The sequence below is a fragment of the Streptomyces sp. NPDC028314 genome, from assembly GCF_055565795.1.
Window position 1 is genome coordinate 1 of the sequence record NZ_JBVHTP010000025.1, and the last position, 26,483, is coordinate 26,483.

Annotated in this window: 16 protein-coding genes; 14 read left to right on the top strand and 2 right to left on the bottom strand. The window is 75.2% G+C overall.

What is annotated here, in order from left to right:
* The 14 genes from ACZ4TG_RS37090 to ACZ4TG_RS37155 form a co-directional block, all read left to right on the top strand.
* Positions 1 to 998: non-ribosomal peptide synthetase (locus tag ACZ4TG_RS37090; RefSeq protein WP_468172490.1), on the top strand; the 998-nt coding region annotated here is incomplete at its 5' end.
* Positions 995 to 1,792: a thioesterase II family protein gene (locus ACZ4TG_RS37095; protein ID WP_468172493.1), complete on the top strand. Its 798-nt coding sequence runs from the start codon at positions 995 to 997 to the stop codon at positions 1,790 to 1,792. The genes ACZ4TG_RS37090 and ACZ4TG_RS37095, both read left to right, overlap by 4 nt.
* Before the next feature lie 61 nt (positions 1,793 to 1,853).
* Entirely contained in the window at positions 1,854 to 2,903 is a 1,050-nt protein-coding gene (locus ACZ4TG_RS37100; RefSeq protein WP_468172495.1) for a TauD/TfdA family dioxygenase, read from the top strand.
* Between the two features lie 5 nt (positions 2,904 to 2,908).
* Positions 2,909 to 4,720 carry a non-ribosomal peptide synthetase gene (locus ACZ4TG_RS37105; protein ID WP_468172497.1) on the top strand — a complete coding sequence of 604 codons (1,812 nt, stop codon included), beginning with the start codon at positions 2,909 to 2,911 and terminating at the stop codon, positions 4,718 to 4,720.
* Positions 4,721 to 4,724: 4 nt separating this feature from the next.
* Entirely contained in the window at positions 4,725 to 10,076 is a 5,352-nt protein-coding gene (locus tag ACZ4TG_RS37110) for a condensation domain-containing protein (RefSeq protein WP_468172499.1), read from the top strand.
* 247 nt (positions 10,077 to 10,323) lie between these two features.
* Positions 10,324 to 17,385: an amino acid adenylation domain-containing protein gene (locus ACZ4TG_RS37115; RefSeq protein ID WP_468172501.1), complete on the top strand. Its 7,062-nt coding sequence runs from the start codon at positions 10,324 to 10,326 to the stop codon at positions 17,383 to 17,385.
* Positions 17,382 to 17,588, top strand: coding sequence for an MbtH family protein (locus ACZ4TG_RS37120; protein ID WP_468172503.1), 207 nt, complete (start codon positions 17,382 to 17,384; stop codon positions 17,586 to 17,588). Before ACZ4TG_RS37115 ends, ACZ4TG_RS37120 begins: the two co-directional genes overlap by 4 nt.
* 163 nt (positions 17,589 to 17,751) lie before the next feature.
* Complete coding sequence (locus tag ACZ4TG_RS37125) at positions 17,752 to 18,195, top strand: cobalamin B12-binding domain-containing protein (RefSeq protein WP_468172505.1); 444 nt, start codon at positions 17,752 to 17,754, stop codon at positions 18,193 to 18,195.
* Positions 18,192 to 19,523 (top strand): methylaspartate mutase, encoded by a 1,332-nt coding sequence (locus ACZ4TG_RS37130; RefSeq protein ID WP_468172507.1) that lies wholly within the window; start codon positions 18,192 to 18,194, stop codon positions 19,521 to 19,523. The genes ACZ4TG_RS37125 and ACZ4TG_RS37130 overlap by 4 nt, the downstream gene beginning before the upstream one ends.
* 74 nt (positions 19,524 to 19,597) lie before the next feature.
* On the top strand, positions 19,598 to 20,581 hold the full coding sequence (locus tag ACZ4TG_RS37135; protein WP_468172509.1) for an asparagine synthetase A: 984 nt from the start codon (positions 19,598 to 19,600) through the stop codon (positions 20,579 to 20,581).
* Positions 20,578 to 21,852: a glutamate synthase-related protein gene (locus ACZ4TG_RS37140; protein ID WP_468172512.1), complete on the top strand. Its 1,275-nt coding sequence runs from the start codon at positions 20,578 to 20,580 to the stop codon at positions 21,850 to 21,852. The genes ACZ4TG_RS37135 and ACZ4TG_RS37140 overlap by 4 nt, the downstream gene beginning before the upstream one ends.
* A complete protein-coding gene (locus tag ACZ4TG_RS37145) occupies positions 21,849 to 22,127 on the top strand; it encodes a hypothetical protein (RefSeq protein WP_468172515.1) in 279 nt (92 codons plus the stop codon). The genes ACZ4TG_RS37140 and ACZ4TG_RS37145 overlap by 4 nt, the downstream gene beginning before the upstream one ends.
* Positions 22,128 to 22,182: 55 nt before the next feature.
* Positions 22,183 to 23,439, top strand: coding sequence for an MFS transporter (locus tag ACZ4TG_RS37150; protein ID WP_468172518.1), 1,257 nt, complete (start codon positions 22,183 to 22,185; stop codon positions 23,437 to 23,439).
* A gap of 12 nt (positions 23,440 to 23,451) precedes the next feature.
* Positions 23,452 to 24,198: a 4'-phosphopantetheinyl transferase family protein gene (locus tag ACZ4TG_RS37155; RefSeq protein ID WP_468172521.1), complete on the top strand. Its 747-nt coding sequence runs from the start codon at positions 23,452 to 23,454 to the stop codon at positions 24,196 to 24,198.
* A 70-nt stretch (positions 24,199 to 24,268) separates the two neighbouring features.
* Here the strand turns inward: ACZ4TG_RS37155 and tsaD are convergent, their stop codons facing one another.
* Positions 24,269 to 25,345 (bottom strand): tRNA (adenosine(37)-N6)-threonylcarbamoyltransferase complex transferase subunit TsaD, encoded by a 1,077-nt coding sequence (gene tsaD, locus ACZ4TG_RS37160; RefSeq protein ID WP_468172524.1) that lies wholly within the window; start codon positions 25,343 to 25,345, stop codon positions 24,269 to 24,271.
* Between the two features lie 51 nt (positions 25,346 to 25,396).
* The gene (locus tag ACZ4TG_RS37165) at positions 25,397 to 26,416 is read right to left on the bottom strand and encodes a phosphatidylinositol-specific phospholipase C domain-containing protein (RefSeq protein ID WP_468172611.1); all 1,020 of its coding nucleotides are present in this window, start codon (positions 26,414 to 26,416) and stop codon (positions 25,397 to 25,399) included.
* Positions 26,417 to 26,483: the final 67 nt, after the last annotated feature.

Genomic DNA, 26,483 nt, shown 5'->3' on the forward strand with positions numbered 1-26,483 from the left:
ACCAACTCCACCCCACCCTCACCATCACCAACGGCTACGGCCCCGCCGAATCCATGGGCTTCACCACCACCCACACCATCCAACCCACCACCCAGCCCACCACCACCGTCTCCATCGGCCGCCCCCTCACCAACAAACACGCCTACGTGCTCGATGCCCACCTCAGGCCAGCCCCGCCCGGCACCACCGGGGAGCTGTACCTGACCGGCGACGGCCTGGCCCACGGCTACCTCGCCCAACCCGCGACCACCGCCGCGCACTTCGTACCCAACCCCTACGGCCCGCCCGGCTCCCGCCTCTACCGCACCGGCGACCAGGCCCACTGGGACACCCAAGGCAACCTCCACTACATGGGCCGCACCGACACCCAGATCAAAATCCGCGGCTTCCGCATCGAACCCACCGAAATCGAAACCGTCCTCACCACCCACCCCCACATCACCCAGGCCACGCTCGCCACCCACCCCGACCACCGCAACACCCCGCAGCTCACGGCCTACGTGGTGACCACCGCCGAGCTGACCCCGCAGGAGGTGCGCCTGTGGCTGCGCACGCTCCTGCCCGACCACATGGTCCCGGCCTTCGTCGTGATGCTGGACCGGCTGCCTCTGACCCCGAACGGGAAGATCGACAAGACCGCCCTGCCCAAGCCCCAGGCCGTGACCACCCCCGGCGGACGGGCACCCAGGAACCCGCTCGAGGAGTCGGTGCGCACGTACTTCAGCGAGGCGCTCGGCACGCCCTCGCCGCTGTCCATCGACGACAACTTCTTCGACCACGGCGGCCACTCCCTCCTCGCGGCCCGCCTCACCAACCGGATCGGCGCCGCCCACGGCGTGACCCTCACCCTCCGCGACGTCTTCCAGCACCCGACGCCCGCCACTCTCGCGCAGCACATCGAGACCCTGCGGGGCCCCTCCGGCCCCGCCTCCCCGCCCCGGCGAGCCCGGCCCTCGCTGCGCCGGCGCACCCCCGACCAGGAACGGAGTTCCTCATGAGCAACGACCAGCCCCCGGCCTTCACCCCCGCGCCCGACGACGTGGTCTGGGACCTGCCGGGCGAGGGTCCGCAGCGCACCACGCTGCTGGTCCTGCCGCACGCCGGCGGCAACGCGCACGCGTACGCCGAGTGGCGCGCGCACCTGCCCGCCGACGTACGGCTGCTGATCGGCCAGTACCCGGGCCGCGGCGCCCGCTTCGCCGAGGACCTGCCGCGGGACATCGCCGACCTGGCGGGGCCGGTCGTGACCGCGCTGCCCGCCGGGGTCACCGACGACCTGGTGGTGCTCGGGCACAGCATGGGCTCGCTCGTCGCCTTCGAGGTGGTACGCAGCCTCCAGGCGGCCGGCCGGACCCCGCGGGCCCTGGTCGCCTCGGCCTGCCGGGCGCCGTTCCTGGCCAACCCGGCCGCCGTGTACCCGGAGCTGCTGGACGACGACGAGCTGGTGGCCGCCATCAAGCAGCGCGGCGGCACCGACGACGGCATCCTCGACGAGCCGGAGCTGCGTGAGATCATCCTGCCGTCCATCCGCGCCGACTTCGCCATCGACGACGTGTACCGCTGCGAGGAGTCCGCGGCCCGGGTGGACTGCCCGGTGACGGTGATCGGCGGTGACGCCGACCCGGTCGCGCCCGCCGCCTCGCTGGGCCGCTGGGCGCAGATCACCGACCGGGAGTTCAGCTCGTACGTCCTGCCGGGCGGCCACTTCTACTTCCAGCGCCGGCTGCCCGAGTTCTTCGCCGTGCTGGCCTCGGTCGTCGGGGGTCACGCCCAGGCCCCGGCCGCCGCCTGATCCCGCCCGCCGGCCTTCCGCACTCCGCGCCCTCGACTCCGCACCCTCCTAAGGACCTTCCATGACCACGCTGGCAGAAGCATCCGTCCCCGCCGGGATCAGCCCGGTCCGCGAGCCCGGCAAGCCCGTCGTCGTCCACACCCCTGCCGGGGCCGGCCTGGCGGACTCCGTGGCCTGGCTGAGCGCCCACCGCTCGGCGATCCAGGCCGAGTTGCACCGCTCCGGCGCCGTCCTGCTGCGCGGGCTGCCGGTCAGCGACGCGGCCTCCTTCGCCGCCGCCCGCGACGCCCTGATCCGGCAGCGGGCCGGCTACAAGGAGAAGGCCACCCCGCGCACCGACTTCGGTGAGGGCGTCTTCTCCTCCACCGACCTGCCGGCCGTCCAGCCGATCCGGCTGCACAACGAGAACAGCTACACCCTCGACTTCCCCGGCGTGCTGCTCTTCGGCTGCGTCACCGCCCCCGAGGAGGGCGGTGCCACCACCGTCGGGGACATGCGCGAGGCGCTGCGCCTGCTGCCGCGAGAGCTCGTCGAGCGGTTCGAGCGGGCCGGCTGGCTGCTCGTACGGAACTACTCGGAGCTGGCCGGCCTGCCCTGGTACAAGACGTTCGCGACCGAGGACAAGGCGGTGGCAGAGGCGTACTGCGAGGAGAACACCGTCGGCTACGAGTGGGTCGACGGCGGGGACTCGATGATCACCCGGCAGCGCCGCTCGGCGATCGTCACGCACCCGGCGACGGGTGAGCGGACGTGGTTCAACCACTTCGCCTTCTGGAACAGCCGCACCCTGGACCCGGACGTCCGCGAGGTGCTGGTGGAGACGTACGGGGAGGACGGGCTGCCCTTCAACACCTACCTGGGCGACGGTTCGCGGCTCACCGACGCCGAGGTGGACACGATCAACGCCGTCTACGACCGGGTCACCGTACGGGAGACCTGGCAGCCCGGCGACCTGATGCTCGTCGACAACATCCTGTGCGCGCACGGCCGCGAGGCCTTCAAGGGCGACCGCAAGATCCTCGTCGCCATGGGCGAGCCCGTCGCACTGGCCGACTGCGCCCCCGCGACCGAGCCCTCCACCACCGTCCACACCGCATCCGCCGGGGAGTGACCGCCGTGACCGCCGTACTTCCCGAGCGTCCGCGCACCCTGCCGGCGCACACCGACCTCCTCGACCGGCTCGCCGTGGTGCCCGCCGGGCGGACCGCCGTCGTCGCGGGCGACCGCGAGCTGAGCTTCGGCGCGCTGCGCGCCCAGGCGATGCGGGTCGCGGGCCGGCTCACCGCGCGCGGCATCGGCCCGGAGAGCGTGGTCGCGCTCTGCCTGCCACGCGGTGCGGAGCTGGTCGCCGCGCTGCTCGGCACCCTGTGCGCGGGGGCCGCGTACCTGCCCGTGGACCCGAAGCTGCCGGCCGAGCGGCGGCGCTACCTCGTCGAGGACGCGGGCGCCGACCTGGTGGTCACCGTGCCCGGCGCGGAGCCACTGACCGGCGGCGTACCGCACCTGGCGGTGACCGGGCTGACCGCGCCGGGCCCGCAGGACCGGCCGTTCGCCCCGGTCGCCGTGTCCGGCGACACCCTCGCGTACGTGATCTACACCTCCGGCTCCACCGGCCGGCCCAAGGGCGTCGAGATCGGCCGGGGAGCGGCGTCCGCGCTGCTCGCCGAACTGGAGGGCGCGGGCATCGCCGCCACCGAGGCCGGGCGGGTCGGCTGGAACGCCTCGCCGTCCTTCGACGCCTCCGTGCAGCAGTGGGTGCGCGTCTGCCGGGGCGACACCCTGGTGATGATCGACGAGGAGACCCGCGCGGACCCGGCCCTGCTGGCCCGGCTGATCGACGAACAGGCCCTGACCGACCTGGACATCACGCCCTCGCACGCCGATCCGCTGCTCGACCTGATCACCGCGGACGGCGGCCCGCGCCCGCTGACCCTGCTCGTCGGCGGCGAGGCGGTCGGCCCCGCGCTGTGGCGGCGGCTCGGGGAGCGCGGCGCGGCGGGGGTGCTGCGTACGGTCAACGTGTACGGGCCCACCGAGTGCACCGTGGACGCCACGGCGGGCTGGATCGACCCGGCCGACGAACCGCACATCGGCAGCGTGCTGCCGGGCCTGCGGATGCGGGTGCTGGACGAGCGGCTGAACCCGGTCGCGGAGGGCGGCGGCGGCGAACTGTACCTGGCGGGCCCGCGGGTGGGCCGCGGCTACCGGCGCCGGCCGGGGCTGACGGCGGAGCGGTTCGTGGCCGAGCCCGGCGGCCGCGGCGGGCGGATGTACCGTACGGGCGACCTCGTACGGCTGCTGCCGGGCGGCCGGCTGGGCTACCTCGGCCGGGCGGACGGGCAGGTCAAGCTGCGCGGGCACCGGATAGAACTCCCGGAGATCGAGGCCGCCCTGGCCGCGGTCCCGGGCATCGCGGAAGCCGTGGTGCTGCTGCGGGACGAGGTGCACGGGGCGCCCGGGCTGGTGGCCTACCACCGGGCCGTGGAGCCGGTCACCGAGGCCGCGCTGCGCGAGGCGCTGGCGGCCGCGCTGCCGGCGTACATGGTTCCGGCGGCCTTCGTGGCCGTGGACCGCTTCCCGACCACCACCAACGGGAAGACCGACCGCGCCGCGCTGCCCGACCCCGCACCCGCCGCCGCTGCGGCAACGCCGGCCACCGGGGGCCTGACCCACTCGCAGCAGCTGATCGCGGGGGTCTGGGCGGCCGTGCTGGGCGCCCCGAGTGTCGGCCCCGACGACAACTTCTTCAAGCTGGGCGGGCATTCGCTGCTCGCGATCAAGCTGGTCTCGCGGGTCCGGACCGAGCTGGGCGTCGCCCTCCCGGTGAAGGCCGTGTACGCCAACCCGCGCCTGCGGGACCTGGCCTCCCACATCGACACGCTCGTCGCGGCCGCCGCAAGCCCGGCCGCTTCGCGCCAGGACAGCTGAGGACATGACCGTGATCCCGTTGTCGTTCGCCCAGCGCCGGCTGTGGTTCCTGGGCCGGCTGCACGGACCTTCCGCCACGTACAACGCCCCGGTGGTCCTGCACCTCGACGCCGAGCCCGACGCCGCGGCGCTCGGCGCCGCGCTGGCCGACGTGGTGGAGCGGCACGAGGTGCTGCGCACCGTGCTGCCGGCCGGAGCCGACGCGGAACCGCACCAGCTGGTGCTGGACCCGGCCGCCGCTCCCCGGCTCACCACCGAGGAGTGCGCGCCGGGCGGCCTGGACGCCGCGGTCGGCGCGTTCGTCCGGCAGGCGATCGACATCACCGCCGAACCGCCGCTGCGCGCCCGGCTGCTGCGGCCCGGTGACGGGACCTCGGTACTGGTTCTGCTGATCCACCACGTGGCGACCGACGGCTGGTCCGTACGCCCTCTGCTGCGCGACCTGTCGGCGGCCTACGGGGCCCGTCTGGCGGGGCGGGAGCCGGGCTGGGAGCCGCTGCCCGTGCAGTACGCGGACTACAGCGCCTGGCAGCACGAGCTGCTCGGGGACCCCGCGGACCCGGACAGTCTGGCGGCCGAGCAGCTGGAGCACTGGCGGGCCGTCCTGGACGGCGCGCCCGCGGTCATCGCGCTGCCCGCGGACCGGCCGCGTCCCGCCGAGCCGTCTGGACGGGGGGCCATGGTGACGGCCCGGCTGGACGCGGCGGCACACGGGGGACTGCTCGCCCTGACCCGTGCGCACCGTACAAGCCTGACGACGGCTGCTAGAGCGGCGCTCGCGGCAGCCCTGTCCGCCGTGGGAGCGGGCCAGGACGTGGTGATCGGCGCCCCGGTCGCGGGCCGTCCCGACGAGGACCTGTACGAGCTGGTCGGGTTCTTCGTCAACTCCCTCGCGCTGCGCACCGATCTGTCGGGGGATCCGGCCGTCGGCGAGCTGCTGGACCGGGTCCGGGATGCGGACCTCGCCGCGTACGAGCATCAGGAGCTCCCCTTCGACCTGCTGGTGGAGCGGCTCGCCCCGGAACGGGCGCTGGGCCACCACCCGTTCTTCCAGGTGATGCTGACCGTGGACCCGGGCGGCGAGGCCGCCGGGCCGGTGCCGCTGGGCGGCGGGATCACCGGCCGGCTCGCCCAGGTGGGTCTTGATTCGGCGAAGTTCGACCTCACCTGGTACTGCGCGGAGCGGCACACCGCCGCCGGGCGGCCCGACGGGATCGAGATCGCCCTGCAGTACGCGACCGACCTCTTCGACGAGGACACCGCCCGGCTGCTGCTGGAGGTGTACGTACGGGCCCTGGCGGCCTTCGCCGGCCGTCCGGGCGCCCGCCTCGGCGAACTGGGCCTGGTGACGGGCGCGGAGGCGAAGGCGCTGGCGGCGCGGACCGGCGCCGCCCCCGCGGAGGCCGCTCCGGCGGCCGCCGCGCCGGTGCGGCGGGACGTGCTGTCGCCCCGGGAGGAGATCCTGTGCGGGCTGTTCGCGGAGGTGCTCGGCCGCGACGCGGTCGCCGCGGACGCGAACTTCTTCCGCAGCGGCGGGCATTCGCTGCTGGCCAGCAAGCTCGTGAACCGGATCCGCGGTGCGCTCGGCCTGGAGGTCGGCATCCGGGACCTGTTCCTGGCGCCGACCCCGAGCGCCCTGCACCGGCGCCTGTCCGGGCCCGGCGGCGCCGCGTCGGTGCGGCCCGCCCTGGCGCCCGCCCCCGAGCGGCCCGAGCGGATCCCGCTGTCCGCGGCGCAGCGGGCCCTGTGGCTGGTGGGCCGGATCGAGGGCCCGTCGGCCACGTACAACGCGCCGCTGGTGCTCCGGCTGGAGGGTGTCCCGGAGCGGGCCGCGCTGGCGGGGGCGCTGGGCGACCTGCTGGAGCGGCACGAGGTGCTGCGCACGGTGTACGGGGCGCAGGGCGGGGAGCCGTACCAGCGGGTGCTCGGCGCGTACGGGGAGCTGCTGGAGGTGGTCGACTGCCTGCCCGGGGAACTGGACGGGCTGGTGGAGCGGTTCGGCCGGGAGACCTTCGACCTGGCGGCCCGGATCCCGCTGCGGGCCCGGCTGTTCCTGCCCGACGACGGCAGCAGCGTGCTGGTGCTGCTGGTGCACCACATCGCCACCGACGGCTGGTCGATCGCGCCGCTGCTGCGGGATCTGGGCGAGGCGTACGAGGCGCGGTGCGGGGGCCGGGCGCCGCTGTGGCCGCCGCTGCCCGTGCAGTACGCCGACTACGCGCTCTGGCAGCGCGAACTGCTGGCGGACCCCGCCGGGCTGCTCGGCTTCTGGCGGAAGGCACTCGACGGAATGCCGGCCCGGACCGCCCTGCCGGCCGACCGGCCGCGTCCGGCGGAGCCCTCGGGCCGGGGTGCCACCCTGACCGCGGCCCTGGACCCGCAGGCGCACCGGGCGCTGGCGGCACTGGCGCGCGAGCGCCGGGCGAGCCTGTTCATGGTGGCCCGTTCGGCGCTGGCGGCGGCCCTGTGCGCGGCCGGGGCGGGCGAGGACCTGGCCGTCGGCACCCCCGTGGCGGGGCGGCCCGACCAGGATCTGCACGAGCTCGTCGGATGCTTCGTCAACTCCCTCGTACTGCGCACCGATCTGTCCGGAAACCCGGCCGTCGGGGAGCTGGTCGACCGGGTCCGGGACGCGGACCTGGCCGCCTTCGACCACCAGGACCTGCCGTTCGCCCTGCTGGTCGAGCAACTGGCCGCGCCGGGGCGGGCCTTGGGCGAGCACCCCTTCTTCCAGGTGATGCTGACCGTGCAGGAGGCCGCCGACGACCGGGTGCGGCTGGGCGGCATCCCGGGCCGCGCCGGCAGTACCGACCTGGGCGCGGCCAAGTTCGACCTCAGCTTCCACTGCGCCGAGCGGCGGGACCCGCACGGCGCTCCGGACGGGCTGGACGTACAGGTGCAGTACGCGCGGGACCTGTTCGACGAGCCGACCGCGCGGCTGCTGCTGGAGGTGTACGTACGGGCGCTGCGCGCGTTCGCGGCGGCCCCCGACACGCGGCTGGACGGGCTGGAGCTGCTGACTGCGGCGGAGCGGCAGGGGCTGGCGGAACGGCGCGACCGGCTGGCGTCGGCCGCCGAAGAAGCCGCCGTACGAGCCGCCGAAGAGGCCGCCGCGCACGCCGTCGGGCGGCCGGCCGAAGGCGGATCCGGGACGGCCGGCCCGGGGCCGCTCTCCCCCCGCGAGGAGATCCTGTGCGGGCTGTTCGCGCAGGTGCTCGGCCGCGAGAGCCTGGCCGCCGACGCCAACTTCTTCAAGTCGGGCGGGCATTCGCTGCTCGCGAGCAAGCTGGTCAACCGGATCCGGTCCGTGCTGGGCGTGGAGGCGGGCATCCGCGACCTGTTCCTGGCCCCGACCGCGAGCGCCCTGCACCGGCGGCTGGGCACGGCCGCCTCCGCCGCACGGCCCGCGCTGGTCCCCGTACCGGACGCGGAGCGGCCCGAGCGGGTCCCGCTGTCGTACGCGCAGCGCCGGCTGTGGTTCGTCGACCAGCTGGAGGGGCCGTCCGCCACCTACAACATCGCCCTGGTGCGGCGGCTGGAGCGGCCGCTGGACCCGGCGGCGCTCGCCGGGGCGCTGGCCGATGTGGCGGAGCGGCACGAGGTGCTGCGCACGGTGTACGGGGTCGAGGGCGGCCAGCCGTACCAGCGGGTGCTGGAGGGGGCCCGGCCGCAGCTGGAGCTGGGGCGGCCGGCCGATGTGGCGGCGGCCGTGGACGAGGCCGCCGGGCACGTCTTCGACCTGACGCGGGACCTGCCCCTGCGCGCCTGGCTGTTCCTGCCGGACGACTCGGCGGCCGGGCAGCAGACCCTGGTCCTGCTGCTGCACCACATCGCGGCCGACGGCTGGTCGACGGGGCCGCTGCTCGCGGACCTGGCGGCGGCGTACGAGGCCCGGTGCGCGGGGCTCGTACCGCAGCTGCGGCCGCTGCCGGTGCAGTACGCGGACTACACGCTGTGGCAGCGGAGACTGCTGGCGAACGCGGATGCCGAGGTGGAGCACTGGCGGGGTGCGCTGGCGGGCCTGCCCCCGCTGATCGACCTGCCGACGGACCGGCGGCGGCCGGCCGAGCCCTCGGGGCGCGGGGCGGTCACCGGTTTCGCGGTGACCCCGCAGACCCGCCGGCGGCTGGCCGGGATCGCGCACGCCCACGGGGCGACGCTGTTCATGGTGGTGCAGACCGCCTTGGCCGCGGCCCTGACCCGGCTCGGCGCCGGTTCGGACCTGGCGCTCGGCACCTCGGTCGCGGGGCGGGCCGACGAGGCCCTGTCGGGGCTGGTCGGGTTCTTCGTGAACACCCTGGTGCTGCGGACCGACACGGCCGGGGACCCCACGTTCGAGGAGCTGCTGGCCCGGGTCAGGGAGGCGGACCTGGCGGCGTACGAGCACCAGGACCTGCCCTTCGACCGGCTGGTGGAGGCCCTCAACCCGCACCGTTCCTCGGCGCACCATCCGCTGGTGCAGGTGATGCTCCAGGTGAACCCGGCCGGGCCGGTCGCGGGCGGGGGAGGTCCCCTGGCGGGCACGGAGCTCGCGTACGGGTCCCGGTCGGCCAAGTCGGACCTCACCTTCGCGCTGACCGAGGAGCAGGGCGGCGGCCTGTCGGGCGTGCTGGAGTACGCGACCGACCTGTACGGGCCCTCGGGGGCTGCGCGGCTGGCTTCGCTGCTGGTGGACGCGCTGGAGCTGTTCGCGGCCGGTCCGGGGCGGCGGATCGGCGAGCTCCGGGCGCCCGTCGACCGGCGCCCCGAGCGGCCGACGGCCGGCGGCTACCGGATCGACCTCGCGCAGGTCGGGGCCGTGCTGGCGGAACACCCGGCGGTGTCCCGGGCCGAGGCGCGGGTGGAGCAGGGCCGGCTGGTCGCGTACGTGGCGGGGGCGGTGACGGAGGGGGAGCTCCAGGAATGGGCCGCGGAGCGGCTGCCGGAGTACGAGGTCCCGTCGGCGGTGCGGCTGCCTGCGGCGGGTCCGGCGGAAGGTACGGCTTCCCGTGCGACGGCGGGGACCCGCGGTGCCGGCCCGTCCGGGACGGCGGGGCAGGCCGGCCCGGCTCCGGCCGCCGGTGACGGCCTGGCGGGGACGCTGCTGCGGCTCTTCGCGGAGGTGCTGGAGCGCGAGGGGATCGGCCCGGACGACAACTTCTTCAAGTCCGGCGGGCATTCACTGCTCGCGGTACGGCTGGTCAACCGGGTCCGGGCCGAGCTGGGCCGCGACCTCACCCTCCGCGAGGTCTTCCGGCACCCGACTCCGGCCCGTCTGGCAGCCCTCCTGTCCGCGGCGCCCGCCGCGCCCGCCGCCGCCCCGGCTCCGACGCTGCGCCGCCGCACCCAGGGCGGCACCCGGGTCCGGCAGTCCTGACCGCTGCACCACGCCCGCGCTGCCCGGAGAACCAGGGGCCCACGCCCGGTTCTCCGGGCTGCGGCGTTCGGCCGACGGGGACACGGCCCGCTCCGGCGCCCCGCTCCCCGCGTCCGGCGGCAGTTGGCTGCGGCAGCGCGGCGGGCGGGAGCTGCCCCGGGGACTGCCCGCCGGGGGCGGGGGCGGTGCCTAGCGTGGGGGTCACGGAGTCCGCTCCGCATCCCACCCCTCGCCTGGAGGCCCCGCGATGCGCTCGACCGCCCCCACCGCCTCCGCCGTCCTGGACGGCGGCCCGGCGATCATCCCGGCACCCGGAGTGCTCGACCGGATCGCCGCCCAGGACCCCGAACGGGTCGCGCTGGTGCACGGCGAGCGCCGGATGACGTACGGGCAGATGGCCCTCGCGGTGGCGTTCCGCGCCGACGAACTGGCCGGCGGGGGAGCCGGTCCGGGGCGGCTGGTGGCCGTCCACCGGCCCCGGGGCATCGACGCGGTGGTGGGCCTGCTGGCCGCGCTGCGGACGGGGGCCGCGTACCTGCCGCTGGACCCGGGGGCGCCCGCCGCCCGGAACGCGGCCATCCTCGCCGACTGCGCGGGCCGCGAAACGGCTCTGGCCGAGGGGGAGTTCGTCCTGCCCGGGGCCGGGGTGCCGGAGGGCTCGGCGTACGTGATCTACACCTCCGGTTCCACCGGCACGCCGAACGGCGTCGTCGTAGGGCACGAAGCGCTGGCCCATTTCGTGGCCGGCGCGAGCGTCCGGTACGGGATCACCGCCGACGACCGGGTGCTGCAGTTCGCGCCGCTGCACTTCGACGCCAGCGTGGAGGAGGTCTTCCTGACCCTGGGCGCGGGAGCCGCCCTGGTGCTGCGGGAGGAGGAGATGCTCGACGTGCCGGGGCTGCTGGCGGGCTGCGCCGGGCACGGGATCACCGTGCTCGACCTGCCCACCGCCTACTGGCACGAGCTGGCCCACGCCGTGGCCTGCGGGGTCGCCGAACTTCCGCCCTCCCTGCGCACGGTGGTCATCGGCGGTGAGGCCGCGCTGCCCGAGCGGGTCGCGCAGTGGTGCCGGGCGGTGGACCCGGACCGGGTGCGACTGCTGAACACCTACGGGCCGACCGAGGCCACCGTCGTGGCCACCGTCGCCGACCTGTCCCGGTACGCGGGCGGGCCGGTGCCCATCGGGGCTCCGCTGCCGGGTGTGCGGGCGGCCGTGGTGGACGGGGAGCTGTGGCTGCTGGGCGGCGGGCTGGCGGAAGGCTATCTCGGCCGGCCCGAGCTGACGCGGGCCCGGTTCACCGCGCTGGGCGCGGACCGCGCGTACCGCACCGGCGACCTGGTCCACCTACGGCCGGACGGGCAGCTGGGGTTCCGGGGGCGGGCCGACGACGAGGTGAAGATCAACGGGCACCGGGTGGATCCCGCGTCCGTGGAGTCGGTGCTGATCGCGCACCCGGGGGTCCGCGAGGCCGCCGTGGTCCCGCAGGAGACGGCCGACGGGGCCCGGAGGCTGGCCGCCTTCGTGGTCGCGGACGGGGAGGTGGGCGCCGCCGAACTGCGGGCCCGCGTCGGGGCGGAGCTCCCCGCCGCGGCCGTGCCGGGCACGGTGACGCTGGTGGACGCGCTGCCCCGGACCTCCTCCGGGAAGATCGACCGCAAGGCCCTGCGGGACCCGGCCGGCGGCCCCCGCTGCGCCGCGGACGCCGACTGCGTCTTCGACGGTGCGGTGCTGCCCGCCGGGGACCGGGTGCCGCTGTCCTTCGCGCAGCGCCGCCTGTGGTTCCTGGCGGGCCTGGAGGGCCCTTCGGCCACTTACAACCTGCCCGTGGTGCTGCGGCTGGACTCGGTCCCCGACCGTGCGGCGCTGGCCGCTGCCCTGGCCGACGTCGTGGAGCGGCACGAGGTGCTGCGCACGGTGTTCCCGGCGGTGGACTCGGAGCCGTACCAGCACGTGCTCCCGGCCCCGCCGGTGCCGCTCACCGTGACCGGGTGCCTGCCGGAGGAGGTCGGGGCGCTCGTGGCCCGCTTCGCGGCCGGGACCTTCGACCTGGGCCGCCAGCTCCCGGTCCGCGCCCGGATGTTCCTGCCCGGGGACGGCTCCGCCACCCTGGCGCTGCTCACGCACCACATCGCCACCGACGGCTGGTCGGTGGGCCCGCTGCTGCGCGATCTCGGGGAGGCGTACGCCGCCCGGCTGGCCGGTGGGGCGCCCGCCCGGGAGCCGCTGCCGGTGCAGTACGCCGACTACACGCTCTGGCAGCACGAACTGCTGGAGCAGCCCGGGGAGTTGCTGGAGCACTGGCGGGCCGCCCTGGACGGGATGCCGACCCTTCTTGACCTGCCGCTGGACCGCCCGCGCCCGGCCGAGCCCACCGGGGCCGCGGCCACCCTCGTCGCCCGCCTCGACGCGGACACGCACCGGCGGCTCACCGCGCTCGGCGCCGAGCGCGGGGCGAGCCTGCTGATGGTGCTCCAGCCCGCCCTGGCCCTGGCCCTGGCCGCCGTCGGCGCCGGGACGGACATCGCGATCGGCACTCCCGTCGCGGGGCGCGGCGACGAGGCCCTGGACGAGCTGGTCGGGTTCTTCGTGAACACCCTGGTGCTGCGCACCGACGTCTCGGGCGACGTCGCGTACGCGGAGCTGGTCGACCGGGCCCGGGATGCGGACCTGGCCGCGTACGCCCACCAGGACCTCCCCTTCGACCTGCTGGTGGAAGCCCTGAACCCGCGGCGGGCACTGGCCGTCAACCCGTTCTTCCAGGTGATGCTGACCGCGCAGGAGCAGGGCGAGGAGCGGCTGTCGCTCGGCGGCGGCGCACTGACCGGGCGGTTCGTGGAACCCGGCCTGGAGGTGGCCAAGTTCGACCTCAGCGCGTCGTGCGTGGAGCTGCCGGGCGGCGGGCTGGAGGTCTGGTGGCAGTACGCGGCGGACCTCTTCGACCCCGGGACGGCGCAGCTGCTGCTGGACGTGTTCGTACGGGCCCTCGTGCACGCGGCGGCCGATCCCGGCGGCCGGCCGTCCGGGTACCCGCTGCTCCGCGAGGACGAGGCCCGGGAGCTGGCGGAGCGCCGGGCCCGGCAGAGGGCGGCCCGCCCCGCCGCCGGGCAGCCGCGAGCACGCGCCGGGCGCCCCTCCCCCGCCGAGCAGGTGCTGTGCGCGCTGTTCGGCGAGGTGATCGGGCTCGACGGGCCGGTGGCCCCGGACGCCAACTTCTTCTCGGAGGGCGGCCATTCGATGATGGGGGTGCGCCTGGTCAACCGGATCCGGGCCGTGCTCGGGGTGGAGGCGCGGATCCGGGACCTGTTCCTGGCGCCGACCCCTGCCGAGCTGGCGGTGCGGCTGGCGCGGGAGGCCGCGCCGGCCGGGCGGCCCGCGCTGGTGCCCGTACCGGACGCGGAGCGGCCCGAGCGGGTCCCGCTGTCGTACGCGCAGCGCCGGCTGTGGTTCGTGGACCAGCTGGAGGGGCCGAGCCGCTCGTACACCATCCCGTTCGCGCTGCGGCTGGACCGGCCGCTGGACCCGGCCGTGCTGGCCTCGGCCCTCGCCGATGTGGCGGGGCGGCACGAGGTGCTGCGGACCGTGTACCCGGCGGTGGACGGGGAGCCGTACCAGCGGGTCCTGGAGGCGGCGCGGCCCGAACTGGAGCTGGTGACCGCCTCGGCGCGGGGCCTGGCCGCGGCGGTGGACGCGGCGGCCGGGCACGTCTTCGACCTGGCGGCGGAGCTGCCGCTGCGGGCCACGCTGATCGACTCCGCGGAGGGGCAGGTACTGGTGCTGCTGGTGCACCACATCGCGGCCGACGGCTGGTCCACCGAGCCGCTGCTGGCCGATCTGGCGCGGGCGTACGAGGCCCGGCTGGCCGGCGGCGAACCGGCCTGGGAGCCGCTGCCCGTCCAGTACACCGACTACACCCTGTGGGAACGCGCGGCCCTGGACGGCGAGGGCGCCGCCGCCCAGATCGCGTACTGGAAGCAGAAGCTGGCGGACGCCCCTCCGGTGCTGGAGCTGACCCCCGCCCGCACCCGGCCCGCCGAGGCCTCGCACCGGGGTTCCTCGACCCCGCTCACCCTGGACGCGCGCACCCACGCCCGGCTGGAGCGCCTCGCCCTGGAACACGGGACCACGCTGTTCACGGTGGTCCAGGCGGCCGTGGCGGCCACCTTGACCCGGCACGGCGCGGGCACCGACCTGCCGCTCGCAACGGTGGTCGCGGGCCGTGACGACGAGGCCCTGAACGATCTGGTCGGCTTCTTCGTCAACACGCTGGTGCTGCGCTGCGACACCTCGGGCGACCCGTCCTTCTCCGAACTGCTGCGGCGGGTACGGGACACCGGCCTGGCCGCGTACGCCCACCAGGACCTCCCCTTCGACCTGGTCGTCGAGCAGCTGAACCCGGTACGGTCCACCGCCCACCACCCGCTGGTCCAGGCGGTCGTGCAGGTGCATCCGGCCGAGCCGCAGACGGCTCCGGGCGCCGCGCTGGCCGGGGTCCCGCTGGGGTCGGACTCGGGGTTCACCAAGTTCGACCTCACGCTGTCGCTGCGCGAGATCCGCGACGCCGACGGGCTCCCGGGCGGCCTGGCCGGCGTACTGGAGTACGCGACGGACCTGTTCGACGAGCCGGTCGCGGCCATGCTCGCCGGGCACGTGGCGCGCACCCTGCGGGCGGTGGCCGAGGATCCCGGCCAGCGGATCGGGGACATCCGGCTGCTGTCGGAGCAGGAGGGGTTCCGGCTGGTCACCGAGTACAACGACACGGCCGTCCCGCGGGCCGTGTGCGGGCTGGTGCACGAGCGGTTCGCGGCGCAGGCCCGCCGGACCCCGGACCGGATCGCCGTGTCCTACGGGGAGGAGACGATCGGCTACGCCGAGCTGGACGCCCGGGCCAACGCCCTCGCCCACCGGCTGATCGCGGCGGGCGTGGCCCGGGACGGGGCGGTCGGCGTCCTGCTGGACCGCACTCCGGAGCTGCTGGTCGCCGTGCTGGCCGTGCTCAAGTGCGGGGCGGCGTACGTCCCGCTGGACCCGCGGCTGCCCGACGCCCGGATCCGCATGATCATGGAGGACGTGGCGGCGACGGTCCTGCTGACCCGGCGCGCCCACCTGGGCGGGGCGGCGGTCGGGCAGGAGCGGGCGGCGGGGGTGGCCGTGCTGGCCGTGGACGAGCCCGCCCCCGGTCCGGACACCCGCGACCCCGGCGTCGCGGTGGGCGAGGACGCGCTGATGTACGTGATGTTCACCTCCGGGTCCACCGGCCGCCCCAAGGGCGTCGGCGTCACCCACCGCAATGTCGTCGAGCTGGTCACCGACCGCTGCTGGGACCTGGCCAGCCACCGCCGGATGCTGGTCCATTCGGCCATCGGCTTCGACGCCTCGACCTACGAGCTGTGGGTACCGCTGCTCAACGGCGGGCAGCTGGTCATCGCGCCCGGCGACGGCACCGATGTCGCGGAGCTGGACCACACGATCCGCACCTACGACGTCACCGCCGCGTACTTCACCATGGGCCTCTTCCACATCATGGCGGACGAGGGCCTCGACACCCTCAAGCTCCTGGACGAGGTGTGGACCGGCGGGGACGTGGCCTCCCCGAGCGCCCTCCAGCGGGTCCTGGACCAGTGCCCCGACACCGTGCTCGTGCACTCCTACGGCCCGACGGAGACCACCTTCGCCTCGCACCGGCAGCGGATCCCGGCCGGCCGGCGCGTCCTTCCCGGGGTCTTCCTCGGGGCCGCCCTCGACAACACCCGGGTGTACGTCCTGGACGGGCGGCTGCGGCCGGTCCCGGTGGGCGTGGCGGGCGAGATGTACATCGCCGGGACCCAGGTGGCGCGCGGCTACGTCGGCCGGCCGGGGCTGACGGCCGAGCGGTTCGTCCCCGACCCCTTCGCCGCGGACGGCGGCCGGATGTACCGCACCGGCGACCTGGTGCACTGGACGCCCGAGGGCGAACTGCGCTTCATCGGGCGGGCCGACGGCCAGATCAAGCTGCGCGGCTTCCGCATCGAGCCCGGCGAGATCGAGGAGACCCTGGCCCGGCACCCGGGCGTCGGACAGGTCGCGGTGGTGGTCTTCGAGGACGGGCCGGGCGGCAAGCGGCTCGTCGCGTACGCCGTGCCGCGGGCCGGGCACAGCCTCACCGGCCCCGAGCTGCTGCGCTGGGCGGCGGGTGAACTCCCCGAGCACATGGTCCCGTCGGCGGCCGTGGTGGTCGACGGGATCCCGCTCACGGTCAACGGCAAACCGGACCGCAAGGCCCTGCCGGCGCCCGCACCTGCCGTACGGGCCTCCGGCCGGGCCCCGCGCACCCCGCGCGAGGAGGTGCTGTGCGGGCTCTTCGCCGAGATCCTGGGTGTGGAGGGGGTCGGGATCGACGACAACTTCTTCGGCCTGGGCGGGCATTCCCTGCTCGGGGTGCGCCTGGTCAGCCGGATGCGGACCGTGCTCGGGCTGGAGCGCGGGGTGCGCGACCTGTTCCGCACGCCGACGGTGGCGGGGCTGCTGGGCGACGAGCCCACCGGCTTCGACCCGATGGGCGTGGTGCTGCCGCTGAGCACCCGCGGCGCACAGCGGCCGCTGTTCTGCATCCACCCGGGGACGGGGGTGGGCTGGCCGTACGCGGGGCTCGTCCGGCACCTGGGGCCCGACCAGCCGCTGTACGCCATCCAGGCGCGAGCCCTGAGCGAGCTCGGGCACTCCCCCGGGACGGTCGAGGAGATGGTGGCGGACTACCTCCCGCTGATCCGGGAGGTCCAGCCGCACGGCCCGTACCGCTTCCTGGGCTGGTCCTTCGGCGGGACGGTCGCGCATGCGCTCGCCGTCCGGCTGGCCGAACTCGGGGAGCGCACCGAGCTGCTGGCCATGATGGACGTCCACCTGCTGCCGACCGAGCCGGAGCGGCGGCGGATGACCCCCGCGCAGAAGCGGGACATGCTCGTCGGCGACGCCACGGACGAGCCGCAGGACGCACCCTTCGACGTGGACGCGCTCATCGGCCTGGTCCGGCTGAAGGACCCGGTGCTCGGCGCCTTCTCCGACGAGGAGATCCGTTCGGTGATCGGGGCGTCCGTCAACCACGCCGAAATCATGAACCTGTACGCGCCGCGCCCGGTCGCCACCGACCTGTTGTTCCTGGCGGCGATCGAGGACGGCGAAACGCAGAACACGCTCGCCCGGCACTGGATTCCCTATATCGAGGGCCGGGTCGAGAACCACGTCATCGGGGTCCCGCACACCAGAATGGGAGAGCCGGCCCCCCTCGCACTGATCGGCCGTATCCTTTCCGAGAAATTGAGGAGTCTGTCATGACCAATCCTTTCGACGACGCCGAGGGCACCTTCCACGTCGTGGTGAACGCCGAGGGCCAGCACGCCCTGTGGCCCGTCTTCGCCGATATCCCCGCAGGCTGGGACCGGGTGTGGGGCGAGGGGAGCCGGGCGGACGCCCTCGCGTACGTGGAGGAGAACTGGACGGACATCCGCCCCAAGAGCCTGATCGCCCAGTACGCCTAGCACCGTCCGGAATTCCGGGGAAACCGTGGCCCGCAGAGCGGGTCGCGGTTTTTCCGTGCCCCGATACGGGCCGCACACGCATCCCGCCCTCCGGCCCGGAATTCCGCGATACTGCCGCCCCGACTTCCTCTCGCCGGGCCTGCCCCTTCCTATATTTCTTCGTATGCGACGACGGAATGTGAACATCCTGCTGGCGGGTACGGCATCGGATTCCCATACGTGGAACCTGGTCTATCTCCAGCTCTTCCTGGAGGAGCTGGGACACCGCGTGCGCAATCTGGGGCCCTGTGTGACGGACGAGCTGCTGACCGCCGCCTGCGCGGCCGAGGGGCCCGGCCTCGTGGTCATCAGCAGTGTGAACGGGCACGGCTACCAGGACGGGCTGAGCGCCGTCCGGGCCGTGCGGCATGCCGGCCTGACCCTGCCCCTGGTCATCGGCGGCAAACTGGGCGTCGCGGGCGGAGCCGACCCGCGCCGGCGCGGCCTGCTCCTCGACGCCGGCTGCGACGCCGTCTTCGACGACGGGGACCTGGACGCCTTCCGCGCCTACCTGACCTCGCTGACCGCAACCTCCCCGACCACGGCCGCCGCGCGGGCCGTGGCATGACCGCCGCCACGCTCGCCGCACCGGACGTGGCCCGCTCCACCACCACCGCACCCTCGTTCGGGGCCTTCGTCGCGGAGGCCGCCGCCGCCGGACAGCTGGTCGTCCAGCCCCGCATGGGCTTCAGCGACCCCCGCCGGATGCGGGCCGGCCTGGAGCGCACCAAGTCCGCCGTCGCCACCACCGTCGGCACGCTCACCATCGACAGCTACACCCGGGTCGGCGACCAGGCCGCCGCGCGGGCCGCCCTCACCGAGGGCGTCCCGCTCAACGGCTACCCGATCGCCACCCACCCCGCCGGCCTGACCCGAGCCCTGCTCGACGGAGTGCTGGGCCCGGCCTTCCCCGTCCAGGTACGGCACGGCTCCTCGCGCCCCGAGCCGATCGTGCGGGCACTGGCCGCCGCCGGACTGGACGCCACCGAAGGCGGGCCGGTCTCGTACTGCCTGCCCTACGGGCGGACCCCGCTGGCCGAGTCCGTGGCGAACTGGGCCCGCTGCTGCGAGCTGCTGGCCGACCTCGTTCCGGCGCCGCGGGCCCCGCACGTGGAGAGCTTCGGCGGCTGCATGCTCGGCCAGCTCTGCCCGCCCGGCCTGCTGGTCGCCATCAGCCTGCTGGAGGGGCTGTTCTTCGCCCGGCACGGCATCCGCAGCGTCTCCCTCAGCTACGCCCAGCAGACCGACCCCGCGCAGGACGCCGAGGCGGTACGGGCCCTGCACCGCCTCGCCGGGGAGTTCCTGCCGGCCGCCGTCGACCGGCACGTCGTCCTCTACACCTACATGGGGGTGTTCCCCCACACCGAGCGGGGGGCGGTCCGGCTGCTGGAGGCCTCGGCGCGGCTGGCCGTACGGGCCGGGGCGCAGCGGCTGATCGTGAAGACGGCCGCCGAGGCCCACCGGATCCCGACGGTGCTGGAGAACGTACGGGCCCTGGAGACGGCGGCGGCCAGTGCGGCGCTCGCCGAGGCGGAGCCGGCCGGGCCGCCCGCCGACAGCGAGGTGTACCGGGAGGCCCGGGCCTTCGTGGAGGCCGTGCTGGAACTCGGCGAGGACCTCGGGCGGGCGCTGCGCACCGCTTTCGCGCGGGGCGTGCTCGACGTCCCGTACTGCCTCCACCCGGACAACGCGGGGCGCTCGCGCAGCTTCGTCGACGGGGACGGGCGGCTGCGCTGGTCGGAGGTCGGCGCGATGCCGGTCGCGCCGTACGCCGCTGCGGGCGGGCGGCGGCCGATGACCTCGGACGGGCTGCTGGTGGCCCTGGGGGCGGTGGCCCGGCGCCACGACGACGCCGGGGCGCAGGCCTGCCCGACGGGAAGGGCGGGCCCCGCATGAGCAAGACCTGCCGTACGAGCCGGGCGCACCACACGCATCACCTCGACCACCCACCGATACGAACAGGAGCCGACATGGAGCCTCTCACCCCTCCGCCGCTCGGGGAGCACCTGCGGTCCCCGCAGCTGCGGTCCGCGATGCTGGTGCAGCAGGAAGTCCTCTTCGCCGCGCGGGAGTTCCTGCGCGGGCAGGACTTCGTGGAACTGCTCCCGCCGCTGGTCGGTCCGGTCACCGACCCGGGCGGGCGCGGCGCCAAGGCGCTGGACGTGGACTACTACGGGCAGCCGTACAAGCTGATGACCAGCGCGATCCTCTACAAGCAGGCCTCGCTGAAGGGCTTTCCACGGCTGTTCTACATCGCGCCGAACGTCCGGGTGGAGCCCCCGGAGACGGCGTCGACCGGCCGGCACCTGGTGGAGTTCCACCAGATCGACGTGGAGCTGGCGGGCGGCACGCGCGACGACGCCCAGGAGGTCGCGGCCGGGCTGCTCACCCACGTGGTGGAGCACGTGTGGACGGCCGTGCCGCAGGTGCTGCGCGAACTGGGCCGCCACGAGCTGGACTTCGCCGAGCTGCGGCAGGGCAAGTTCGACTCCTGCACCCATGAGGAGGCGGTGGCGCGGCTGCTCGGGAGCGGCCATCCGCAGAGCCCGGACGCCGAAATCGACTGGGCGGGCGAGAAGGTGCTCTCGCTGGAGGCCGACCGGCCGTTCTTCATCAACGACTACCCCAAGGGCTCGCGCGGCTTCTACGACCGCGAGGATCCCGAACGCCCCGGCGTGCTGCGCAACTTCGACCTGATCGCGCACGGCGGCTTCGGGGAGCTGGTCAGCGGCAGCGAGCGCGAATCCGGGTACGCGGCGATCGTGACCCGGATGCGGGAGAGCGGCGAGAACCCGGCCAAGTACGCCTGGTACCTGGAGCTGGCCCGCGAGGGCATCGAGCCCAGCGCCGGATTCGGGATGGGGCTCCAGCGGCTGGTCCGCTTCCTGACCGGGCTGGACGCGCTGTGGCAGGTCAGCGCCTACCCGAAGCTGCCGGGGGTGATCGCGCCGTGAGCGGCGGGCTGGGCGCGCCCGGCTTCCCCGAGGAGGCGGTACGGGCCCGGGCGCGGGCCGGGACGGCCGAGGTGTTCCCGGCGGCAAAGGCGTACGGGAGCACGCTGTTCGGGGCGGCGGGCCAGGTGCGGGATCCGCTGGACGAACTGCGCGTCGTGCCGCCGGTGTTCATGCCGAGGCGGCTGGAGAAGCTGATCGACCTCGGCCGGGAGCCCTCGTACGAGGACGTGGACCTGCGCACCCCGGTCGGCGGCTTCGCCTCCCGGCTGCCGCTCTACCTCTCGGCGTTCGGCTCCACCCGGGCGGGCAGCGGGGACCTCGGCGTGGCCGCGGGCCGGCAGGCGGCGCGGCTCGGCATCCCGATGGTGGTCGGGGAGAACATGGTGCCGGTGCACGGCTACGGCACGCACTCGGCGCTGCTGGAGCGGGTGGCGGCGTACGCGGACGCCGTCGCGGACGGGGTCGGCGGGGTGGTGGTGCAGCAGTCCACCGAGGACGCCGACTCCGAGGTGTGGAACCTGCTGTACAGCGACCCCGGGACGCGCCCGCTACGGGATTCCGGCCGGCTCGGCTTCGAACTGAAGGTGGGCCAGGGCGCGAAGCCGGGGCTCGGCGGGATGACGGTGGTCGGCTCCGCCGAAGCGGAGCGGCTGGCCGGGCGGTTCGCGGTACGGGACCTGCTGGACGATCCCGGGCGGCGGCTGCGGTGCGCGACCCCGGGAACCTTCACCGAGGAGATCGTCCGCCAGCAGCTGCGGTTCATGCGGAACAACTTCCCGCTGGCCCGGACCTGGGTGAAGTTCCACCCGGGCCGGGACATCGCCCGGGCCGCCGCCACCGCCTGGGCGGCGGGCGCCGACGCCGTCACCGTCGACGGGGCGGAGGGCGGCACCGGCTGGGCGCCCCGGGCGTTCCTGGACGGCGTGGGCCTGCCGCTCGGCGAATGCCTGCGCCGGATAGGCCGCCCGGGCACCGCGGGGGCCGGGGACCTGCTCGCCTCGGGCCGGATCTGGGAGGGCGGCCGCGCGGTGCGGGCGCTCGCGCTCGGCGCGACGGCGGTGGGCCTGGGCCGGGCGGCCCTGCTCGCGGTGGACGAGGACCCCGCCGAGGGACTGGTCCGGCTGGCCGAGGCGCTGGCGCTGGAGGTCCGGCTGCTGGTCAGCGCGGTCGGCAAGTACCGCCCGGCCGATCTGGACCCGGCCGACCTGTGGTCCCCGGAGCACCCCGCCGCGCCCGCCGCCGTGGCGGCCCCGGTCGGGGAGCTGTCGTGACGCGGGCCCGGTACGGTCCGCCCGGCTGTCCGGGGCGGCGCCCCGGGCCCGGCTTCGCCCGGGCCCGGTTCCGGCTCTCCGAGCTCCCCGGGGTCACGGTGACGCCCCTGCCCGGCAGCGGCGCCGCCTCGGCCGCCGCGTCCCGGGTGCTGACCGGGGCAGGCCTCGGCCACCTCGGGGGCCACCTGGAGCTGCGGAGTTTCGGCTCACCCGGCCCGGCCGCGCAGGCACGGGCGGCGGAACACGCCGTACGGGCCGCGCTGCGCACCCACTGAACCCCGCCCCCTGCCCTCCCCCGTCCCCGAACTCCACACAGAACAGGTGCACCCGATGGACACCCCCGCACAGTCCGGTACCGAGAAGGTCCAGTGGGGCCGCGTCAGCAGCCTCGTCGGCGGTCAGGCCGCCGTCCAGCTCGGCAGCTTCGCCCTGCTCATCGCCATGAACTGGACCGCCGTCCAGCTCGGCGGCACCCGCGCCGTCACCCTGCTGATGCTCTCCGCCACGGTGCCCCGCGCCCTCATGCTGATCTTCGGCGGGGCGGTGGCCGACACCCTCGGGCCGCGCTTCGTCCTGCTGCGCACCACGGCCGCACGCGTCGTACTGCTCGGCGCGGGAGCGGTGGTGACGGCGACCACCGCGCAGCTCTGGCCCCTGGTGGTGATCGCCCTGGTCGAGGGGGTGCTGCTCGGGCTCGCCGGCCCGGCTTCGGGCGTGCTGCTGCCCATGTTCGCCCGGGGTGACCAGCTGGCCCGGGCCAACTCCCTGTACGCCATGGTGCTCCGGGTCGCCCCCATCCTCGGCGCCCCAGCCGGAGCCTTCCTGATCACCGTCGGCGAGCTGTGGGTGGCCATGCTCGTGGGTGCGGTCACCGGCGCCGTCTGGCTGGGCTGCCTGCTGCACGTCACGCACGGGTTCGTCCGGCCCGAGCCGGAGCCCGGGGTCTCGCTGGTGAAGCGCTCCGGGGACGGCTTCCGGCTGCTGGCCCGGCACCCGAGGCTGCGCTGGATGTTCGTCGCGGCCCTGTGCCTGGACATGGCGTTCAGCTGGCCGGCCGAGGTGGCGCTGCCGCTGCTGGTGTCCGAACGCGGCTGGGGCGTCGGCGCGGTCGGCGTGGTGCTCGCGGCCTTCAGCGTGGGGGCCCTGGGCTCCAGCGCGGTGGGCGCGGCGCTCGCGCACCGGATCCCGATGTTCGTACGGCTCGTGGTGACCGGCGCCGGGCTCGCCGCCGGGATCCTGGTGATGGCCCTGATGCCCTCGGTGGCCTCGCTCACCGCCGTCGCGGCCGGGGTCGGACTGCTGTCCGGGCTCAACGGCCCGGCCATCGTCACCCTGTACCAGCAGTCCGCCCCCGAGGACCGGATGGGCGCCGCGATGTCCACGCTGTCCCTGGCCGGGATCGGCACCGCGCCCGTGTCCATCGCCGTCTTCAGCTCGCTGTCCCTGGTGCTCGGCGTCCAGACCACGTGGCTGGTGTGCGGGGCCATCGCCTTCGGCTCCCCGCTCGCGGCGGTACTGGCCCTGCGGCACCCGGCGCGGGCCGAGGAGCCGGCGCCGGTGGAACTGCCGGTCCCGGCCTCGGTCTGAGGAGGTCCCGCCATGTCCCTCGCCACCACCCCCCGAAGCAGGGCCCCCGGGCGAGCGCTGATCCCGCGGCGGCTGTCTGATCCCGGGCCGGAGCGGGCCGTGCTGGTGGCCGCGAGCCCGCAGCTGTGGCTCGTGGACACCACCGCCTACCGGGTGCACGCGGCCCGGCACGCCCCGGGCACGCTGGACGCCCAGGAGCTGGCCCGCGCCGCCGAGTTCGCGCGGGCGGCCGACCGGGACTCGTACGTCTGCGCGCACGTCGCACTGCGCCGGCTGCTCGGCGCGTACCTGGGGACGGCCCCCCGTGAGGTGATCGTCGAGCGGGCGCCCTGCTCGCACTGCGAGGAGCCGCACGGGCGGCCCGTACTGCCGGGCGGCGCCCTGCACTTCTCGCTCTCGCACTGCACCGGCATCAGCCTGCTGGCCTTCGCGTCCGCGCCCGTCGGGGTGGACGTGGAGGAGGTGGTGCGGCCGGACGTCATCGCCGACACGGCGGACGTGCTGCACCCGAGGGAGGCCGCGGAGCTCGCGGCGCTGCCCGCCGGTGAGCGGCCGCCGGCCTTCACCCGGGTGTGGACCCGCAAGGAGGCCTATCTGAAGGGGCTGGGGGTGGGCCTGTCGGAGAACCCGGCCGCGGACTACGTGGGTTCGGGCCCGCAGCCGGCCCGGCTGCCGGGCTGGTCGCTGACGGACGTACGGGTCCCGGAGGGCCACCGCGCGGCTCTGGCCCTGCGCTCGGGGCCCCCGGCCGGTGCCTGACCGGCTGACGCCCTGCGGCTCCGGACGCGACGGAAGAGCCGGGAGAGCCGGGAGAGCCGGCAGATTCGGGCTAAGCGGCCCGGACGGCGGCCCTCGGGTTCAGGGAGGCGTACTCCAGCGGGGCGGACGGGTCGATCGTCAGCTCGTACGGGGCCGGTTCCGCGCCGGAGCGGACCAGCAGGTCCCCGATGGCGGCGATCATCGCACCGTTGTCGGTGCACAGGGTCATCGGCGGGACCCGCAGGGCGATCCCGGCCGAGGCGCAGCGCTTCTCCGCGAGGTCCCGCACCCGGGAGTTGGCGGCCACTCCGCCGACGACCACCAGGGTCCCGACGCCGTGGGCCTTGCAGGCGGCGACGGCCTTGCGGGTCAGCACGTCGGCCACCGCCTCCTGGAGGGAGGCCGCCCCGTCGGCGACCGGCGGCTCCTCGCCGCGCATCCGGTGGCTCTCGGCCCAGCGGGCGGCGGCCGTCTTGAGCCCCGAGAAGGAGAAGGAGTAGGCGTACGGGTCCCCCTCGCGCGGCCCGCCGGTGAGCGGGCGGGGGAAGCCGACGGCCTTCGGGTCGCCGCCCCGCGCGGCCCGGTCGATGGCCGGGCCGCCGGGGTAGGGCAGGCCGAGGACCCGGGCCACCTTGTCGAAGCACTCCCCGGCCGCGTCGTCGAGGGTGTCCCCGAGGTGCAGGATCGGTTCGCGCACGAGGTCGCGTACGAGGAGGAGCGAGGTGTGCCCGCCCGAGACGATCAGCACCATGCAGGGTTGGGGAAGCGGGCCGTGCTCCAGGGTGTCGGCGGCGACGTGGCCGGCGAGGTGGTGCACCCCGTACAGCGGCAGGCCCAGGGCGTAGGCGAGGGTCTTGGCCCCGGCCAGTCCGACCTGGAGTGCGCCGGACAGTCCCGGGCCGGTGGTGACGGCGATCGCGTCGAGCTGCGACATCCTCAGTCCGGCCTGGTCGAGGGCCTGGCGTACGACCGGGTTGAAGGCGTGCAGGTGCGCGCGGGCCGCGATCTCCGGGACGACCCCGCCGAAGCGGGCGTGCTCGTCCATGCTGGATGCGACGACGTGCGCGAGGAGTTCGCCGTCGCGCACGATCCCGGCGCCGGTCTCGTCGCAGGACGACTCGATGCCGAGCACCACCGGAGATCCCACCACAGCACCCTCAACCCTTGTTGCGAATCGTTCGCAACAAGGGTACTCGGGTCATCCGCGCGGTACGACCGTGCCGAGGACCTGGGGCAGCGGATACCAGTCGGCGGAGGCGATCGACGCGTGGCGGGAGGCCATCAGCGCGAGGCGTTCGCGGGCCTGGGCCTCGGTCGGGCGGACGGCGTCGATGGCCGGGGCGACGTTGTGGGCGTCGGTGGCGATCAGCAGGTAGTGGTTGCGGTCGTACCAGCCGGTGTCGATGGAGCCCCCGGCGTACGCGCTCGCGTCCCCGTCGAAGACCACGAACCAGGGGCGGAGCGAGGCGTCGGCGTACCGGCCCCGCGGATCGCCCGCCTCGGCCCGGTGCACGGCCGGGAAGGCGGCGGCCTGGCCGAGGCGGCCCGAGGCGGCGAGGGTGCGCAGGTGGGTGGCGTACTCGCGGTCCGTCCAGAGGGTGTCCGCGCCGTTGCCCTCCTCCACGGTGCCCGGTATCAGTTCCACCAGGAACCTGCCCGCCATGGCCGACCGGCTCGGCCAGGCGCCGGCGCGGGCCGCGGCGTCCAGGTCGGGGTGGCCGGCGGCCAGCTGGCCGGGCCGGTAGACGGCGTCCCCGAGCTTCGAGGTGAGCAGCGCGTCGAGCTCCGCCGGCCCGCGCCCGAGGTTGGCGGCGAAGCCGTCCTTGAGCTCCAGCTTCAGGACGACCGGGCGGTGGCCGGGGTGCGCGTCGTGCCAGGCGCGGATGTCGGAGAGGCAGCCCGCGAGGTTCTGGTCTCGGGGCTTGGTGCGCAGCTGGGCGGGGGTGGCGGCGTTCTCGCAGTTGTTGGCGTTGCCGAAGGGGTTGTCGTGCGACACCCGCCAGGAACTGCCGAAGAAGTTCGTCCACACGTCGAGTTCGAGCATCGCGGCGCCGGAGTCCAGCGCGTCCGCGAAGTACGGGTACTTCGCCTTCTCGTACGCGTTGTGGACACCGACGCCGGTGGATCCCGCGTAGGAGGGTTCCCCGGCGCCGGCCGGAGCGGCCGTCCCCACGGCGAGCCCCATCGTGACCAGACCGGCCAGGACCGCGCCCGCCATCCGATTCCGCAATCTCATGCTTTTGGCTCCCGTCGCTCCACTGTCGCTCAAGTCGCCTGGAGAGTAG

Bases quoted from the DNA above. Each gene is read 5' to 3' on its own strand.
- ACZ4TG_RS37095 (WP_468172493.1), top strand. From the start codon at position 995: ATGAGCAACGACCAGCCCCCGGCCTTCACCCCCGCGCCCGACGACGTG.
- ACZ4TG_RS37100 (WP_468172495.1), top strand. From the start codon at position 1,854: ATGACCACGCTGGCAGAAGCATCCGTCCCCGCCGGGATCAGCCCGGTC.
- ACZ4TG_RS37110 (WP_468172499.1), top strand. From the start codon at position 4,725: ATGACCGTGATCCCGTTGTCGTTCGCCCAGCGCCGGCTGTGGTTCCTG.
- ACZ4TG_RS37115 (WP_468172501.1), top strand. From the start codon at position 10,324: ATGCGCTCGACCGCCCCCACCGCCTCCGCCGTCCTGGACGGCGGCCCG.
- ACZ4TG_RS37120 (WP_468172503.1), top strand. From the start codon at position 17,382: ATGACCAATCCTTTCGACGACGCCGAGGGCACCTTCCACGTCGTGGTG.
- ACZ4TG_RS37125 (WP_468172505.1), top strand. From the start codon at position 17,752: ATGCGACGACGGAATGTGAACATCCTGCTGGCGGGTACGGCATCGGAT.
- ACZ4TG_RS37130 (WP_468172507.1), top strand. From the start codon at position 18,192: ATGACCGCCGCCACGCTCGCCGCACCGGACGTGGCCCGCTCCACCACC.
- ACZ4TG_RS37135 (WP_468172509.1), top strand. From the start codon at position 19,598: ATGGAGCCTCTCACCCCTCCGCCGCTCGGGGAGCACCTGCGGTCCCCG.
- ACZ4TG_RS37150 (WP_468172518.1), top strand. From the start codon at position 22,183: ATGGACACCCCCGCACAGTCCGGTACCGAGAAGGTCCAGTGGGGCCGC.
- ACZ4TG_RS37155 (WP_468172521.1), top strand. From the start codon at position 23,452: ATGTCCCTCGCCACCACCCCCCGAAGCAGGGCCCCCGGGCGAGCGCTG.
- ACZ4TG_RS37165 (WP_468172611.1), bottom strand. From the start codon at position 26,416: ATGGCGGGCGCGGTCCTGGCCGGTCTGGTCACGATGGGGCTCGCCGTG.